This is a genomic window from Streptomyces sp. NPDC033177 (assembly GCF_055577715.1).
This window is the reverse complement of record NZ_JBVIPS010000006.1, coordinates 268402-285269: the sequence shown is the minus strand read 5'-3', so window position 1 is coordinate 285269 and position 16868 is coordinate 268402. Positions and strand designations below refer to the sequence as shown.

The 16868-nt window shown below is 71.3% G+C and carries 12 protein-coding genes; 6 read left to right on the top strand and 6 right to left on the bottom strand.

Features of this window, described 5'->3' with window-relative positions; all coding sequences use genetic code 11:
* Positions 1-125: 125 nt before the first annotated feature.
* The 3 genes from ACZ5U5_RS22230 to ACZ5U5_RS22220 all read right to left on the bottom strand — a co-directional run bounded on the left by ACZ5U5_RS22230 (position 126) and on the right by ACZ5U5_RS22220 (position 2586).
* Positions 126-1667: a CehA/McbA family metallohydrolase gene (locus ACZ5U5_RS22230; RefSeq protein WP_469024288.1), complete on the bottom strand. Its 1542-nt coding sequence runs from the start codon at positions 1665-1667 to the stop codon at positions 126-128.
* Between the two features lie 90 nt (positions 1668-1757).
* Positions 1758-2090, bottom strand: a complete 333-nt coding sequence (locus tag ACZ5U5_RS22225) for a hypothetical protein (protein ID WP_469024285.1) — start codon at positions 2088-2090, stop codon at positions 1758-1760.
* A 79-nt stretch (positions 2091-2169) separates the two neighbouring features.
* Positions 2170-2586 carry an ankyrin repeat domain-containing protein gene (locus ACZ5U5_RS22220; RefSeq protein ID WP_469024283.1) on the bottom strand — a complete coding sequence of 139 codons (417 nt, stop codon included), beginning with the start codon at positions 2584-2586 and terminating at the stop codon, positions 2170-2172.
* A gap of 142 nt (positions 2587-2728) precedes the next feature.
* Here ACZ5U5_RS22220 and ACZ5U5_RS22215 point away from each other — a divergent pair, with 142 nt between their 5' ends.
* From ACZ5U5_RS22215 to ACZ5U5_RS22205, 3 genes are read left to right on the top strand one after another with little or no spacing between them, the layout of a single operon-like run.
* Positions 2729-3259, top strand: a complete 531-nt coding sequence (locus ACZ5U5_RS22215; protein WP_469024281.1) for a hypothetical protein — start codon at positions 2729-2731, stop codon at positions 3257-3259.
* A 39-nt stretch (positions 3260-3298) separates the two neighbouring features.
* Positions 3299-4189 carry an LLM class F420-dependent oxidoreductase gene (locus ACZ5U5_RS22210; RefSeq protein WP_469024279.1) on the top strand — a complete coding sequence of 297 codons (891 nt, stop codon included), beginning with the start codon at positions 3299-3301 and terminating at the stop codon, positions 4187-4189.
* Between the two features lie 43 nt (positions 4190-4232).
* Positions 4233-6866, top strand: a complete 2634-nt coding sequence (locus ACZ5U5_RS22205; protein ID WP_469024277.1) for a bifunctional FO biosynthesis protein CofGH — start codon at positions 4233-4235, stop codon at positions 6864-6866.
* A 33-nt stretch (positions 6867-6899) separates the two neighbouring features.
* Here the strand turns inward: ACZ5U5_RS22205 and ACZ5U5_RS22200 are convergent, their stop codons facing one another.
* The gene (locus tag ACZ5U5_RS22200; RefSeq protein WP_469024274.1) at positions 6900-8300 is read right to left on the bottom strand and encodes an FG-GAP-like repeat-containing protein; all 1401 of its coding nucleotides are present in this window, start codon (positions 8298-8300) and stop codon (positions 6900-6902) included.
* Between the two features lie 239 nt (positions 8301-8539).
* Between ACZ5U5_RS22200 and ACZ5U5_RS22195 the strand changes: the two genes are divergently transcribed.
* Positions 8540-11890, top strand: coding sequence for a tetratricopeptide repeat protein (locus tag ACZ5U5_RS22195; protein ID WP_469024272.1), 3351 nt, complete (start codon positions 8540-8542; stop codon positions 11888-11890).
* A gap of 146 nt (positions 11891-12036) precedes the next feature.
* Positions 12037-13155, top strand: a complete 1119-nt coding sequence (locus ACZ5U5_RS22190) for an ADP-ribosylglycohydrolase family protein (RefSeq protein WP_469024270.1) — start codon at positions 12037-12039, stop codon at positions 13153-13155.
* A 96-nt stretch (positions 13156-13251) separates the two neighbouring features.
* Here ACZ5U5_RS22190 and ACZ5U5_RS22185 read toward each other — a convergent pair whose 3' ends face one another.
* Positions 13252-14829, bottom strand: a complete 1578-nt coding sequence (locus ACZ5U5_RS22185) for a sodium:solute symporter family protein (protein ID WP_469024267.1) — start codon at positions 14827-14829, stop codon at positions 13252-13254.
* 309 nt (positions 14830-15138) lie between these two features.
* Positions 15139-15927, bottom strand: a complete 789-nt coding sequence (locus ACZ5U5_RS22180; protein ID WP_469024266.1) for an SDR family oxidoreductase — start codon at positions 15925-15927, stop codon at positions 15139-15141.
* Positions 15928-16002: 75 nt separating this feature from the next.
* Here ACZ5U5_RS22180 and ACZ5U5_RS22175 point away from each other — a divergent pair, with 75 nt between their 5' ends.
* The gene (locus ACZ5U5_RS22175; RefSeq protein ID WP_469024264.1) at positions 16003-16857 is read left to right on the top strand and encodes a hypothetical protein; all 855 of its coding nucleotides are present in this window, start codon (positions 16003-16005) and stop codon (positions 16855-16857) included.
* The last annotated feature ends 11 nt before the right edge of the window (positions 16858-16868 follow it).

Sequence of the window (16868 nt, the reverse complement as noted above, 5' to 3'; positions counted from 1 at the left end):
GTGGGGGGGGGGGAAGGAAAACGGTGTGGGAGGGGGTGGGGGGGAGAAGAACCGTGTGGACAGACGCCCGGGGGGGAGGACCTATCCCCGGGACAGGGGGGGTCCCATCCCGCGCGGGAGACCTTTTAACTCCGGCCCAGGAAGATCGGGTTCGTGAAGGCCGTCAGGGGGCCCGGGAGGGTCGGCACCGTCGCGGGGTGGCGGACCTCTGCTCGTACGTATGCGGCGTACGAAGGCGTCGTCCGCCACTCCGCCGCGCCGGTTCCGGAGGCGGGGAGCGCGGGAGCCGTGAAGAGCACGCCCTGGTCCGTGACGAAGCGGACCGTGCAGCCGGGGGCTCCCGTGACGTCCAGGCGGACCGTGACGGGGGCGTCCTCATCGACGTGGAGGCGGTCGCCGATGCCCGCCTGCTTGCCCCTGCCGCCGGTGGCGGTGAACTTGAGCGAGACGTGTCTGGACTCGGCCACGTAGCTGTGGCCCGCGCGGATGCCCGCCTGGATGGCGTCGCGGGTCAGGGCTTCCGCGAGGACCACCGTCTGCGGGGTGCCGATGGGGTCGGGGTCGCGGTGGGCGTCGCTGTTGCCCATGGCGGGGATCCACGGCTTGCGGCCACGGACGGCGGCGACCAGCGTGCTGTCCCAGTCGGCGAGGGAGATCTCGTCGTCCGGGGTGTACGCGCCGTTCCACACCTCCACCGCGTCCGCCTCGCCGAAGCCGAACTTCCAGTTGCAGCCGATGCAGGTGGCGTGCGGATGGGCGGGGACGACGAGGCCGCCCGCGTCGCGGATCTCGCGGGCGTACTTGCCGAAGCGGTTGTCGCGGGCGCGGTAGCGCCAGTCGACGAATGTGCCGGGGTCCGTGCCGAGGGCGACCACGTGGCCGTTGCGCGTGGTGACCTCCTCGCCCAGCATCACCAGGAGGTCGTCGCCCGCCGCGTCGGCCCAATGGGCGTGCGCGGAGTGGGTGTTGTGCTCGGAGGAGTTGATGAAGTCGAGGCCCGCCGCGCGCGCGAGCGCCGCGATCTCGGCCGGGGTGCGCCTGCCGTCCGAGTGCCAGGAGTGCAGGTGGCAGTCGCCGCGGTACCAGGCGCGGCCCCGCCCCTTCGCCCGCTCCGGCGGGTAGGTGGGCCTGGGCGTCTTGCCGGGTGCCCCGAACTTGAGGGTGATCGTGACCTCGTAGGGCAGGCCCTGCGGTGCGACCGTGTACGGGCCGAGCGCGATGTTCCAGGTGCCCGCCTTGACCGGGCCCGGGATGTAGCCGGGGGTCGCCTCGTCGGCGCGGATGAAGAACTCGGTGCGCGCGCCGCCCGACCAGCCACGGAAGCCCGTGCCGCCGAGTGCGGTGCCGCGCTGGTCGAAGACACCGATGTCGAGCGCGTTGCCCTGCGTGCCCGCCGGGACCGTGACCTTCTCGTAGGTGTACGCGACGTGGATCTCCCGTACGCCGTCCGGGACTTCGACCGGGAGGTACACGAAGTCGGGTGACCCGGTGGGCAGCGTGCCGCGCACCACCTTGGTCTCGTCGCCACTCTTGGAGTCACGCCCTGCGGCGCTCGCGAAGCTCACGCTGTTCAACGTAAGTGCGGCGGCGGCTCCCGTCACGAGCAGACCACGCCGGTTCAGGGGTGTGTCCGCGGATCTTGCCCGGTGGTGTTCGTCCTCGCACATGTGTCGGCTCCCCAGGGTGTCGGAAGGGACTGCAGGGCAACCCTGGTATTGAGCCGTGAACTTCCCGCCAAGGGAAGGCAATTGACAGACTTACGCCCGGTGTCGGGCCTTGCGCACGCGGCGGACGGCGATCAGGACGATGACGATGATCGCGATGACGGCGATGACCCCGATGATCAGCCCGAGCCCGCCCTTGGACTTCTTCTTTTTCTTCTTCCTTGGCTTGGACTGCGCCTCGTCGGCCGCCTTGGAGTCCGCCCGGACGGTGACGGATCCTGTCCCGTACGCCGTCGAAGAAGAAGCGGCAGCAGCCGTGTCCGAGACCGACACGGCCCGCGGAGTGGCCGCGTACGCCCCCGCGGAAGCCGTGCCTCCCAGCAGCGCGCCGAGCAGCAGCAGGACGGTCGCCAGACGGAGTCGCATGATGGAGCCCCCCAATTCCCCCGGAACTCGCCGGAATACCCCGGTTCTGGCGGATCCTAGGCCACCGGGAGCCCCACGCCTAGGCGCTCGCGCCGGCGGCCCGCAGCACGGCCGCCGTCTCCGTATGGGAGCCCTGCGTCGCCCAGCGCAGCGGGGAGATCCCGGTGCCGTGGTCCTCGCGGAGGTTGGGGTCCGCTCCATGGGCGAGCAGTTCGCGCACCGCGTCGGTGTGACCCCAGCACGCCGCCCCGCACAGGGGCGTCCCCTGGTCTCCGTGCCCGCTCTCCACGTCGGGGTCGGCGCCCGCCTCCAGGAGTGCCCGGACGATGGGCGTCGCGCCGTGGACGGACGCGCCGTAGAGCGGAGTCGTGCCGTCGGGGTCGGGGGTCCTGGGGTTGGCTCCGGCCCGCAGCAGCGCCTTGACCCGAGTGGTGCAGCCTGACTGTGCTGCCATGACCAGCTGTTGTGTCTGTTTCTTGCGTCGTCTTCTGCTCATCGGGCGCCAGGGTAGTTCGGGAGCCGCGCGAGGTGGTCGGATTTTCCGCTCCCCCGTGCGGCGGAGGCCCGGTGCCTCTGATCGGCCCGTACGCCGATGTGACGGGCCCGCGCCCACGGCCAGCATGAGGACCATGCTGAAGATGAGCGCTCTCCCCGAGGTCCCCCGGTGGGCCGTGATCGCCGCCCACGCCGTACCGCTGGCCACCCTGCCCTCGGGGCTGTGGCGCGTCGCCCTGGTCGCCGGGCTTCCGGTGGCCGACATGCCCGTGGAGGGCGGGGGCGAGATGGCTTACGTCCTGGGGCTCAGCGTCGTCTCCGAGTTGCTCGCCCTGCTGACGCTCGGCCTGGTGCGAGGCTGGGGCGAGGTCGTGCCGGGGTGGATACCGCTGCTCGGCGGACGCCGGGTGCGGCCGCTCGCCGCGGTGATCCCGGCGCTGCTCGGGGCCGCCGGTCTTTTCCTGATCACGGGCTGGTTCGTGTACGCCGCGTTCGCGGACCTGGGGCCCGGCGTCACGGACAGCATGGCCAAGCAGACGCTCCTCGTGGCCTGTTACGCGCCGCTGCTGCTGTGGGCTCCGCTGCTCCTCGCGGTGACGGCCGCGTACTACAAGCGGCGGACGCGAGGTGCGGGCACGGCATGGACTCCTGCGCCGCTGACGGCTAGTAAGTGAGCCCCGCCAGTGACAGCAGTGACAACAGGAGGCCCTCCCGTGCGAGTTGCCGCCACCCTCTTTCTCACCGACGAGACCATCACGCCGATCCGCCTGGCCCAGGAGCTTGAGCAGCGGGGCTTCGCGGCTCTGTACCTGCCCGAGCACTCCCACATCCCGGTGTCCCGCGAGACCCCGTACCCCGGAGGTGAACTGCCGCCCGAGTGCGCCCGGATGCTGAACCCGTTCGTCGCGCTCGCCCAGGCCGCCGCCGTCACGCAGCGGCTGGGGATCGGCACGAACATCACGCTCGTCGGGCAGCACGACCCGGTCGACCTGGCCAAGCAGATCGCGACCCTCGACCATCTCTCCGGCGGCCGGTTCACCCTCGGTGTCGGCTACGGCTGGAACAAGGAGGAGGCCGCCGACCACGGCGTCGAGTGGCGCACACGGCGCGCGCTCGTGCGGGACCGGATGGCGGTCATGCGGGCCCTGTGGGCCGAGCGGCCGACGGCGTACGAGGGGGAGTTCGGGAGTGTGCGCGCCAGCGAGGCGCACCCGAAGCCGGTGCGCGCTCCCCGTACCCGGCCGCGCATGAAAAGCCCCCTGTACGGCCCCCGCACCCTCATCGGCGGATCCGCCGGGCCCAAGCTGTTCGCGCACATCGCGGAGTACGCCGACGGCTGGCTGCCCATCGGCGGCGGCGGTCTGCGCGAGGCGCTCCCCGCGCTCCGCACCGCCTGGGCGGACGCGGGCCGGGACCCCGCCGGCCTGTACGTCGCGCTCTCCGCCGTCGAGCCGACCGAGGGCAAGCTCGCCCACTACGCGGAGCTCGGCGTGGACGAGGTCATCGTGCAGCTCCCGGCGCGCGGGGAGGCGGAGGTGCTGCGTGCGCTCGACGGATTCCAGCGATACGTGCACCTCACACCTGCCCCCGAGAACCCGCACTGACCTGTAGCTGTTTCTCCGCGCGGTCGCTCGTATGCTCGGACGCATGACCAACAGCGCGCCGCAGGACAAAGCACCCCAGGGGCCGACGCCGGCGCCGGCACGGCCCACCGCGAACGCCATGCGTCGCGCGCTCAAACGCGCCAGGGACGGCGTCGCGCTCGACACCGCCGAAGCCGCCGTGCTGCTCCAGGCGTGCGGCGACGACTTGAAGGACCTCGCCGCGTCTGCCGCGCGGGTGCGTGACGCGGGCCTCGCGGCGGCCGGGCGGCCCGGTGTCATCACGTACTCGAAGAAGGTCTTCATTCCGCTGACGCGGCTGTGCCGGGACAAGTGCCACTACTGCACGTTCGTGACCGTCCCCGGCAAGCTGCGGCGCGAGGGCCACGGCATGTTCCTCTCGCCGGACGAGGTCGTCGACATCGCGCGGCGCGGCGCCGAGATGGGCTGCAAGGAGGCCCTGTTCACGCTCGGCGACCGGCCCGAGGACCGCTGGCCCGAGGCCCGCGAGTGGCTGGAGGCGGAGGGGTACGACGACACCCTCGCCTACGTCCGCGCGATGGCGATCCGCGTCCTGGAGGAGACGGGCCTGCTCCCGCACCTCAACCCGGGCGTCATGACCTGGACCGACCTCCAGCGGCTCAAGCCCGTCGCGCCGTCCATGGGCATGATGCTGGAGACGACCGCGACCCGGCTGTGGAGCGAGCCGGGCGGCCCGCACCACGGCTCGCCCGACAAGGAGCCAGCGGTCCGGCTGCGCGTCCTCGAGGACGCGGGCCGCTCGAACGTCCCCTTCACCACCGGTGTCCTCATCGGCATCGGCGAGTCGTACGAGGAGCGGGCGGACGCGCTCTTCCGGCTGCGCTCGACGCAGCGTTCGTACCACGGCATCCAGGAAGTCATCGTCCAGAACTTCCGCGCCAAGCCGGACACGGCGATGCGCGGCATGCCGGACGCCGAGCTGGAGGAGCTGGCCGCGTGCATCGCGGTGTCCCGGCACATCCTCGGCCCGAGCGCCCGCATCCAGGCCCCGCCGAACCTGGTGGACGCCGAGTACGCCCTCCTGATCGGCGCGGGCATCGACGACTGGGGCGGCGTCTCGCCCCTGACGCCCGACCACGTGAACCCGGAGCGCCCCTGGCCGCACATCGACGAGCTGGCCGGGAAGACCGCGGACGCGGGCTTCGAGCTGCGCGAACGCCTCACGATCTACCCGGAGTTCATCGAGCGCGGCGAGCCCTGGCTCGACCCGCGGCTCCTTCCCCACGTGCGCGCGCTCGTCGACCCGGAGACAGGCCTCGCCAACCCCGACGCCCGGCCGAGCGGCCTGCCCTGGCAGGAACCCGACGAGGGGTACGTCGCCTCGTCCGGCCGCACGGACCTGCACCGCACGATCGACACGACGGGCCGCACGTCCGACCGGCGCGACGACTTCGACGAGGTGTACGGAGACTGGGAGGCCCTGCGGGAGCAGGCCGCGCCCGGCATGGTCCCCTCGCGCATCGACGGTGACGTGCGGGCGGCCCTGAAGACGGCCGCCGACGACCCGACGCGCCTGACGGACGAGCAGGCCCTCGCGCTGCTGCACGCGGACGGGCCCGCCCTGGACGCGCTGTGCGGGGTCGCGGACGACCTGCGCAAGTCGGTGGTCGGCGACGACGTCACGTACATCGTCACGCGCAACATCAACTTCACGAACGTCTGCTACACCGGCTGCCGCTTCTGTGCCTTCGCCCAGCGCCGCACGGACGCCGACGCCTACACGCTCTCCCTGGACCAGGTCGCGGACCGGGCCCAGCAGGCGTGGGAGGTCGGCGCCACCGAGGTGTGCATGCAGGGTGGCATCCACCCGGACCTGCCAGGCAGCGCGTACTTCGACATCGCGCGGGCCGTGAAGGAGCGCGTGCCGGGCATGCACGTGCACGCGTTCTCGCCGATGGAGGTCGTGAACGGCGCGACCAGGACGGGACTTTCGATACGGGACTGGCTGAGCGCCGCGAAGGAGGCGGGCCTGGACTCGATCCCCGGCACGGCCGCGGAGATCCTCGACGACGAGGTGCGCTGGGTCCTGACGAAGGGCAAGCTGCCGACGGCGACGTGGATCGAGGTCGTGAGCACGGCCCACGAGCTGGGCATCCGCTCCTCGTCCACGATGATGTACGGGCACGTGGACCAGCCGAGGCACTGGCTCGGGCACTTCCGCACGCTGGCCGGAATGCAACGGGACGCGCTGGCCAAGGGGGTGGAGGGATTCACGGAGTTCGTGACGCTGCCCTTCATCCACACGAACGCGCCGGTCTATCTGGCGGGCATCGCGCGGCCGGGGCCGACCACCCGCGACAACCGCGCGGTGGTGGCGATGGCGCGGCTCCTGCTGCACCCGTACATCCCGAACATCCAGACCAGCTGGGTGAAGCTGGGCACGGAGGGCGCGGCGGAGATGCTGCGCTCGGGCGCGAACGACCTGGGCGGCACGCTGATGGAGGAGACCATCTCCCGGATGGCGGGCTCCAGTTACGGCTCGTACCGCTCCGTGAAGGATCTGATCGCGATCGCGGAGGAGGCGGGGCGTCCGGCGAAGCCGCGCACGACCCTGTACGGAGAGGTGCCGGTGGAGCGCCAGGAGGCGGCCGCCGCTTCGGACGGCCACCTCCCGGAGTTGCTTCCCGTCCTGGACTGACTCGGGGGAAAGGTCAGCCCTTCGGGGGCGGGGTCAGGCGAGCTCGCCGCCGAACCGGGCGCCCGCTTCCGGGGTGCCGAGCGAGGACGGGCTGAACGACGTGATGCCGGTCGTCGTCAGGCCGGTCTTCGCGCCGCGGAACAGCCAGGCGGCGCCGGAGTCCTTGGTCGTGCCGTCTTCCTGGGGCACGCCCACGGTCAGGTCGGCGAGGCCGTCCTTGTTCACGTCGGTGAGCTGGACCGCCTCACCGAAGTTGTCGCCCTTCTCCGAGACACCGGGGACGTTCGCCGTGTCCTGGTTGAAGGCCTGGGCGCCGGTGCCGGTCAGGCCGCTCGCGCCGCCCTTGAGCAGGACGACCGCACCGGTGTCCGCGACGTTGCCGAGGTTCTCTCCGGGCACGCCGACAACGATGTCCGCGTAGCCGTCGCCGGTGACGTCACCCGCCGACAGGGAGTACCCGAACTGGTCGCCCCTCTCGGGACCGTTGATCTCCGCCGCCTCACTGGCGCCCGGGACGCCCGCGGTGTCCTGGTCGATCTTCGCGGTGCGGGTGGAGAAGCCGGACTTGGAGCCGTAGACGACACGGATCGCGCCCGCGTCGTACACCTGGGTCTCGGAGACCTCGTCCACCTCGTGGGCCACGAGGTCGCCGTAGCCGTCCTTGTCCACGTCGGCGATGACGCCGTTCGTCGTGAACTTCTTGGTCGGCGTCGACGTCGTGGAGAGGCCGTCCTCGGTGCCCTTCCACAGGCGCGAGGAGTGCTGCATCTCCTCCATGGCGTGGCCGGTCACCAGGTCGTCGGCGCCGTCACCGGTGACGTCGCCCACCATGACGTCCTGGGGGCCGTCGTCGCCGTTCTCGACGGACGAGGTGGAGGCGGGCTTCCCGTCACGGGTGAACGGGCCGTAGTTCACCTTGAGGGTGCTCTGCGAGTTGGCGACGAGGTCGGTCTTGCCGTCGCCGTTGAAGTCACCGGCCTTCAGCTCGTTCACGTACTCGCCGGGCAGCTCGGTGCCCTGGGTCAGGCCGTTCGCGGAGCCCCAGATCACGACGTGCTTGGCGCCGTTGTTCACGGTGAGGTCGGTGTATCCGTCCCCGTCCAGGTCGGCCGCCTCGGTGCTCGCACCGAAGCCGCCGCCCTCCTCGGGGTCGCCGGGTACGCCGGCGGTGGTGCGGTCGATCCGCTTGGCGTGCGCGGTGTCGGCGCCCGACGGCGATCCGTACACGATCGAGACGTAGCCGGCGCCGTCCGTGCCGTTCACGGCGCCGCGGTACGCGGAGACGGCGAGGTCGGCGTATCCGTCATGGTTGAAGTCGGTCACGGGCTTGCTCGCCGCGGCGGGGGCCGCGGCGGCGGAACCGGCCGTGACGACGACGGCGAACGGGGTCGCGAGCGCGGTCACCGCGACGGCGGCTATGAGTGAGCGACGCACTGGTCCTCCTGTGGGGTAACTGCTGTGACACCAGGGAAGACAGGCCCATCGGTGAAGTGGTTGTACCCCGCAGGTTTCTTGTTACGACGCCCGGACATTCCCGTGACGTTGCCCTCCGTTTCCCGCCACGCGGTTTCGGCCCGCCGTGCTGGGACCGGTGGAACACTGGGCGCAGGGCAGTCCGTTTCGCGGGGAGGGTGGAGCCTGTGGTGGTGTCGGCGGGGGCGGAACAGCCGTCCATGCAGGAGTTGATACGCCGTCGCAGGCGGGCGGGGTTCGTCGGGCGCAGAGGCGAACTCGACGCCTTCCGGGCGAACTTCGACGTACCGCCGGACGACGAACGGCACCGCTTCCTGTTCCACGTCCACGGGATCGGCGGCGTCGGAAAGACCTCCCTGGTGCGGGAGTGGGAACAACTGGCACGGGAGCGCGGTGCCTTGACCGCGTACGTCGATGAAGCGGTCGGCAGTGTGCCCGAGGCGATGGCGGCGATCGCCGCCCAGTTCGCTCTGCGGGGCCGCCGTTGCAAGGACCTCACCCGGCTTCTGGCGACCCACCGCGAACGCCGTCACGAAGCCGAAGCGGCCTCGGCGGCAGCGATGTTCGAGGCCGCGGGCCAGGAGTCCGGGCCCGGGGGAGGACCCGCGGGAGGGCCCGCGCCCTCCGCCGGCAGCATGACCGCCGCTCGCGCGAGCCTGGTCGGGCTCGGCTTCCTGCCGGGGGTGGGGGCCCTCGCGGGGGCGGTGGACCCGGCCCAACTCGCGCAAGGTGCCGACAGGTTGCGTGCCGGGCTCAGTGCGCGCCTCGGCAACCAGGACGACGTCCAGCTGGTCCTCTCCCCGGAGCGGGTCCTCACGCCGGTCTTCCTGGACGAACTGGCCGACGCGGCGAAGGACGCGCCGTGGATCGTCCTCTTCTTCGACACGTACGAGAGGACGGCGCCGTTCCTGGACGGCTGGCTGCACGACGTGATGCTCACCGACCGGCACGGAGCGCTGCCCGCCCACGTGATCGTGGTGACGGCCGGGCAGCAGCCCTTCGACACGGCCCGGTGGGGCGGCTACGGCGACTTCGTCATGGATGTGCCGCTCGGCCCCTTCACGGAGCTGGAGGCACGGGGGCTGCTCGCCGGAAAGGGTGTGGTGTCCGAGCCGGTGGTGGAGGAGGTCCTGCGGCTCTCCGGCGGCCTGCCCGTCCTGGTCTCCACCCTCGCCGAGGGCAGGCCCGCGGCCCCGGACGACGTGGGCGACCCGAGCGCCACCGCGGTGGAGCGCTTCCTGAAGTGGGAAAGGGACCCCGTGCGCAGGGCGGTGGCCCTTGCGTGCGCGCTGCCGAGGCGGCTCGACGCGGATGTGTTCCGGGCGGCCGTGGAAGGGATCTGCGCCGAGGCGGAGGTGCCGGGCCTCTTCGGGTGGCTGCGGGGGCTGCCGTTCGTGAGCGACCGGACCGACCGGGTGCAGTATCACGACGTGGTGCGGGCGCCGATGCTCCGGACGCAGCGCAAGGCGTCGCCGCGGGGGTGGGCGGAGGCGCACGGACGCTTGGCGGAGACCTTCGCGGGGTGGCGGTCGGAGGCGGAAGCGGGTGTGGAAGCCGATGAGTTGTGGGAGTCGGAGGCCTGGCGTGAGCTGCGGCTCGCGGAGTCGTACCACCTGCTGTGCGCGGGGGAGCGGGGTGCGCTGCCCGCTGTCCTGCGGGATGCCGTCGACGCCTGTGACATGGGCGAGGTCGTGGCCCGGCGCTGGGCGCAGGTCCTGGTGGACGCAGGGGACGACGCGGGCGGGGCGGCTGCCGGGAAGTGGGGGCGCGATCTGCTGGCCGCGCTGACGGAGAACGCGTGCGTCGACGCCCTGGGGCTCTTGGCGGACCGGGCCGGGCTCGACGTACGGGGGCAGGCGGTCGCGCGGATGCTGCGGGGGCGGGATCTGCGGGAGAGCGGGGCGTACGACCAGGCGCTGGCCGAGTACGACCGCGCCCTCGCCCTGGATTCGGAGCTGGCGCGGGCCTACTACGGCAGAGGGGTGACCCGGGCGCGGCAGGGGGATCATCTGGCGGCGGTCTCCGAGTTCGACCGGGCCCTCGCCATCACACCGGACGATCTTCTGACGCTCAGCGAGCGGGGCGAGACGCACCGGATGCTCGGTCAGTGGGAGGAGGCGGTCGGTGACCTGGACCGGGTGATCGAGCTCGATCCGTCGGACGCGTTCGCCTGGGCGTCCCGAGGTGCCGCGCGGGACGGCCTGGGACAGGACGACGCGGCTCTCGCCGACCTGGACCGTGCGGTGGAACTCGACCCCGAGTACGTGTGGGCACTGGCGCGTCGTGCCCGGGTACGCCGTTCCCGCGGAGAGCACGCGCACCAGATGGCGGACCTCGACCGCGCGGCCGGTCTTTCGCCGCAGTCGGCGTTCGTGGCATGCGAGCGGGGTGATGCCCTGCGCGCGGCGGAAAAGCCGCAGGAGGCTCTGGCGGAGTACGACCGTGCGATCGGGCTCAACGACACGTACGCGTCCGCGTACGCGAGCCGCGGAGCCGCACTGGACGACCTCGGGCGGCGCGAGGAGGCACTGGCCGACCTGAACCGGTCCCTCGACCTTCAGCCCGCCAACGCCTGGGCGCTGTCCCGCAGGGCCTATGTGCACCGGGGCCTGTCGGACCTCGAGAGCGCGCTCGCCGACGCCGAGCAGGTGAGTGTGCTGTGGCCCGACAACGAATGGGCCCTGTATCAGCGCGCGGCGGCGCTGAACGACCTGAAGCGGTACGAGGAGGCCCGCTCCGGCCTCGACCAGGTCCTCCACATGGACGCCGAACACCGGCTCGCGCGGGTCATGCGTGGCTCCGTACTGCTCAAACTGGGCCGTTATGAGGAGGCGTCGGCGGACCTCTCCCGTGCCGTCGAGGCGGAGCCGGACAATGGCTGGGCGGTCATCGTCCGGGCGATCACCCGCCTGGCCATGGGGCACTGGGAGCAGGGCCTGGCCGACGTCGCGCGCTATGCGGAGATCGGACAGGACCCGGACTGGGTGCGCCATAAGACCGCCCAGATCCACCTGTGGACCGGCCGCCCGGAGCAGGCGCTCCTCGTGCTGGAGGCCGAGGCCGCCGGTGGAAACCCGGACGACGCCGAGGAGTTGGCCAAGGCCTGCCGCATGACGGGCCGGTGGGACCGCGCACGCGAGGCGGCGTGGACGCTCCGCGCGGAGGACGCGACGGCCGGGGCGTTCGCACTGGCGCTGGCGGCGAGCGGCGCGGACGGGGTGCGGGCCGCCGCCCCGCTGTGGCAGGAGGCCACCCTTCTCCGGCACACCGAGGGGCTGCGGCCACGCTTCCTCGACTGTCTGTACGTGGTGTCCGGCGCGGCCACGGCCGACTGGGCGACGCTCGACGCGTGCCTGGCCCGGGTGCTGGGGGCTCCGGTGCCGGACGTGGAATGGGACGACCTGGCCGAACTCGCCGGCCTCCTCACGGAACTCCTCCACGCCCCCGGCGCGGACCGTGCCCGCCTGGCCCCACGCCTGGCCAGGGTGGTCGCGGCAAGGGACGCGTTCCGTGAGCGGTGGAGCTCGCAGCCGTCCTGCGGAGATCACTGAAAGCCCTGGTGAAGGCCGGTCAAAAGTGATCTGCGGGGCGTCTCCTTAGAAATCGCATCGACCCCGAACCGACCGTTCCCGGTCGATTACAGTGCTGCGCAGAACATGTGCGGAAGTGCAGGGGGCGAGCCAGGGGAGGAGGTGCCGTGAGCACCGCAGCAGCCACCGGAGTCTGGGGGCGCGCCGAGCAGCAGGACTTCCGTAGCCGGGTGCGCGGCACCCTCCTCGGAGCCGCCGTCGGGGACGCGCTGGGTGCGCCCGTCGACACGCTGAGCCTCGACGAGATACGCGAGGCCCACGGCGCCGAAGGCCTCACCGAACCCGCCCCCGCGCACGGCAGACGCGGCGCCGTCACCGCCGCGACGCAGCTCACCCTCTTCACCGTCGACGGACTCATACGCGCCCAGGTGCGACGCGACACCGGCGCCTGGCACCCGCCCACCGACCTGCACCGCGCCTACCGCCGCTGGGCGGCCACCCAGAGCGACTGGGGGCCCGACGAGCGGCGCAAGGAAGACGGCTGGCTGGCCCGCGAGGAGTGGCTCTACTCGCGCCGCTCGCCCGCCCGCGCCTGCCTGACCGGGTTCGGGGACGAGAACATGGGGACGCTCGAAGCCCCCAAGAATCCGGGCGAGCAGGGCGCCGAGGCCGTCACCCGGTCCGCCCCCTTCGGGCTCCTGGTCGGCTGGGAGCCGCAGCTGGTGCTCCAGCTCGCGGTGGAATGCGCCGTACAGACGCACGGGCACCCCACCGCCTATCTCGCCGCCGGCGCGCACACCATCCTCGTCCACGGTCTCGCCCGCGGGGATTCCCTGGACGGAGCCATCCAGCGGGCGCTCGCCCTGCTGGCCGCCCGGCCCGGACACCAGCCCGTGACCGACGCGCTGAAGCACGCCCTGGGAGCCGTGCGACAGGGGATGCCCACTCCCTCCCGGGTGGAGGAGCTGATGGGGGACGGCGGCGCCGAGGGCGCCCTTGCCGCCGCCGTGTACTGCGCTCTGGTGGGCGAGGACATCCGCCACGGGCTGCGGCTCGCGGTCAACCACGGCGGTTCGTCGGCTGCCGCGGGCGCCCTGTGCGGGGCGCTGCTCGGAGCGCTGCACGGCGAGACCGCGTTGCCGCCCGCCTGGCTCACCGAGCTGGAGGGGCGGGCCACGATCCTTGAGCTGGCGGACGACTTCGCGATGGAGATGACGCAGGGGCCCGCGCTGCACGGTCCTGCGGTCTCGTCGCCGGGGTGGCTTGCGAGGTATCCGCGGGCTTGAGGGGTTTCTCAAACAGAGGACGGGCCAGAAGACACCCTGCCCGGGGATCTTCCAGCCCGTCCGGCGTTTGAGGACGAACTCGGCGAAGCCGGTGATTTACGGCAACCGGCCCTGCGGGGTGGCTACTTCGTCAGCCTCCCCAGCCGGGGGCGGAACAACTGCTGCACCGGCGGAGCCATCCCCATCCGTATTGATCTTCTCGATGATCGCGTCCCGCTCCGGCGTGTCCTCCGGCTTCAGGTAGCCGACCAGGATGTAGAGGATCAGCGAGACCGCCAGCGGGATCGAGACCTGGTACTCCAGGGGCACGCCGCCCTCGACGCTCCAGTTGATCGGGTAGTTGACCAGCCAGAAGGCGAGCAGACCCATCGACCAGCTGGTGAGCGCCGCGGTCGGACCCGACTTGCGGAACGTACGCAGCAGACCCAGCATCATCGGGATCGCGATCGGACCCATCAGACCCGCCACCCACTTGATGACGACCGTGATGATGTCCTTGAACGCGGGCGAGTTGACCTGTGTGGCCACCGCCATGGAGAGGCCGAGGAAGACGACGGTCGTCAGACGCGCGGCGAGCAGGCCCGAGCGTTCGTTCCAGAGCCTGGCCTGCCGGGAGATCACCGGCGCCACGTCCCGGGTGAAGACCGCGGCGATGGCGTTGGCGTCCGAGGAGCACATGGCCATCGTGTGGGAGAAGAAGCCGACGATGACGAGGCCCAACAGGCCGTGCGGCAGCAGCTGTTCGGTCATCAGGGCGTACGAGTCCGAGCCGTCGGGCTTCTTCGCGTCCACCAGGAGCGGGGACATCCACATGGGGAAGAAGAGGATGACCGGCCACACCAGCCACAGGATCGCCGAGAGCCGGGCCGAGCGCGCGGCCTCCTTGGGGCTCGACGTGGCCATGTAGCGCTGGGCCTGGTTGAGCATGCCGCCGTTGTACTCGAAGAGCTTGATGAAGAGGAACGCGAGCAGGAAGATCGTTCCGTACGGGCCGACCAAGGGCTGCGCGTGGCCGTCGAGTTCGGGCTCGTCCCAGACCCCGAAGAAGCCGCCGTGCGGGCCCAGCTTCGACACCACGGCCACGAACATCGCGATACCGGCGAGGAGTTGGATGATGAACTGGCCGAGTTCGGTGAGCGCGTCCGCCCACAGGCCGCCGATCGTGCAGTAGATGGCGGTGATCACGCCGGTGATCAGGATGCCCTGGTTGATCGAGATGCCGGTGAAGACGGAGAGCAGGGTGGCGATGGCGGCCCACTTGGCGGCCACGTCCACGATCTTCAGGAGCATCCCCGACCAGGCGAGGGCCTGCTGGGTCTTCAGGTTGTAGCGGTTCTTGAGGTATTCGAGCGGCGACGCCACGTGCAGGCGTCCGCGCAGGCGGTTGATGCGGGGCGCGAAGAGCTTGGAGCCGATGGCGATGCCGAGCGCGATCGGGAACGACCAGGTGACGAAGGACGTGACGCCGTAGGTGTACGCGATGCCCGCGTATCCGGTGAACATCACGGCGCTGTAGCCGGACATGTGGTGCGAGATGCCGGACAGCCACCAGGGCATCTTGCCGCCCGCGGTGAAGAAGTCGCTCACGTTGTCCACGCGTTTGTGGGACCAGACGCCGATCGCGACCATGATGCCGAAGTAGCCGATGAGCACGGCCCAGTCGAGACTGTTCATGTGCCCCCTCCAGGGGTCCGCCTTGTGAACTGCGCTGAAATGCCGTGCACTTCGCCAGTTTCGTGACATACGGACCTGGGCGGCCTTGAAGTGCCCGCTCATCGTGGGTTCGGGCGTGCGCTGCCGACAACCGGCAGTAAGGTCAAGAGCGAGTAAAATCGTTCTGTTTGCTGACCTGTGTTCACATCCTTGATCCGAGATCGCAGGGCTTCAGGGCGATTGTCCGAGCGCCCCGAGTGCCCTGAGCGCGCGAAAACGGCTGTACGGGACCCAAGTCCCGTACAGCCGTCGCCTGTTCCGCCGAGCGCTCTACCGCATCAGCTCACCCGCGTTCACCAGCAGCGACTGCCCCGTGATCGCCCGCGCCATGTCCGACGCCAGGAACACCGCCGCGTCCGCCACGTCCCCGTCCGTCGCCAGTTCCGGGAGCGCCATCCGCGCCGCGAGGCGACCCCGTACCTCCTCCTCCGGCACGCCCTCGGTGTGCGCGGTGAACTGGACGTACGCCTCGACCGGCGGACCCCACATCCAGCCGGGAAGGACGGTGTTCACCCGGACCCGATCAGGACCCACCTCGTGCGCCAGGGAGTACATCGCCGACGTCAGTGCCCCCTTCGACGCCGCGTACGCCGCCTGCCGCACCTGCGAGGGCGCCGCGACGGCCGACTGCGTGCCGATGAACACCACCGACCCGCCCCGCTCCTTCAGCGCGGGCAGGCAGGCCCGCGTCATCCGCAGCGTGCCGAGCAGATTGACGTCGATGACCTGCTGCCAGGTGGCGAAGTCCGCGTCCTGCACCCCGCCGAAGTAGCTGTCCCAGGCGGCCACATGAACCACCGCGTCGATCCCGCCGAACCGCTCCCGCGCCAGGGCCGCGAGTGCCTCGCACTGGGCCTCGTCGGTGATGTCGGTCGGGCGGTACGCCGTCCGCGTGCCCTCGGGGTCGATCTCCCCGGCCGACTTGGCGAGGTTCGCCTCCGTGCGCGCCCCGAGCACGGCCCGGCCCCCGTCCCGTACGACGGCGGCCGCCACCTGGTGGCCCAGGCCCGCGCCGACCCCCGAGACGACGACGGTCTTTCCTTCGAGGAGCGAGCGCATGGGGCGCCTCCCGGCTCTGGCAGTTTTGCTGACGGGGCGTCAGAGTATGGGCGACCACCGGAGGAAGGAAGACTCATGAGCGAGGACACCCGCAGCGAGGACACCCGCAGCGAGGTCTACGGCGAGCTGGCCGCCGTCGGCCCGTACGGCGTGCACCCGGGCCACGCCCTGATCACCATGGTCGAGCCGCACCCGGGCCACGAGCACGCGTACAACCGCTGGTACGAGGACGACCACTACTACGCCGGCGCGATGGCGATGCCCTGGATGTACGCGGGCCGCCGCTGGGTCGCTCCCCGCGAGCTCCAACTCCTGCGCCACCCCGAAAAGTCGGCGGTCGCCGAACCCGTGACCGCCGGCTGCTACCTCTCCACCTACTGGGTCACCGAGGGCCGCTACGACGAGCACATGAAGTGGACCGTCGGCATCAACAAGCGCCTGAACCGCGACGGCCGCGTCTATCAGGACCGCACGCACGTGTTCACGGCCTTCCAGGACCACGAGGCCACCGTCTACCGCGACGGCGCGGCGGGGCCCCGAGACTTCCACGCGCTCGACCACCCCTACCAGGGCCTGGTGCTCGAAGTCATCGACGCCGAGTCGGGCGCGCAACGGGCGGAGTTGCTGGAGTGGCTGCGGTCCAGGCAGCTGCCGCGTGCCCTCGCCGGGTCTCCGGCCGCGATGGTGACCATCTTCCGGCCCACTCCGCTGCCGGGGGACCGGATGACGTACGTGAAGCAGGTGGAGGGAGTCGATACCCGCCTCACGCTGCTCTGGTTCCTGCAGGCCGATCCGCGGGAGTGCTGGCAGGAGCATTTCGCCGGGCGGGCGGACGCGGTGGCGGAATCGGGGATGGGGAGGGTGGAGCTGGTGGCCCCGTTCATTCCCACGGTGCCGGGAACGGATACGTACGTCGACCAGCTCCGGTAGCCGATCGGTGC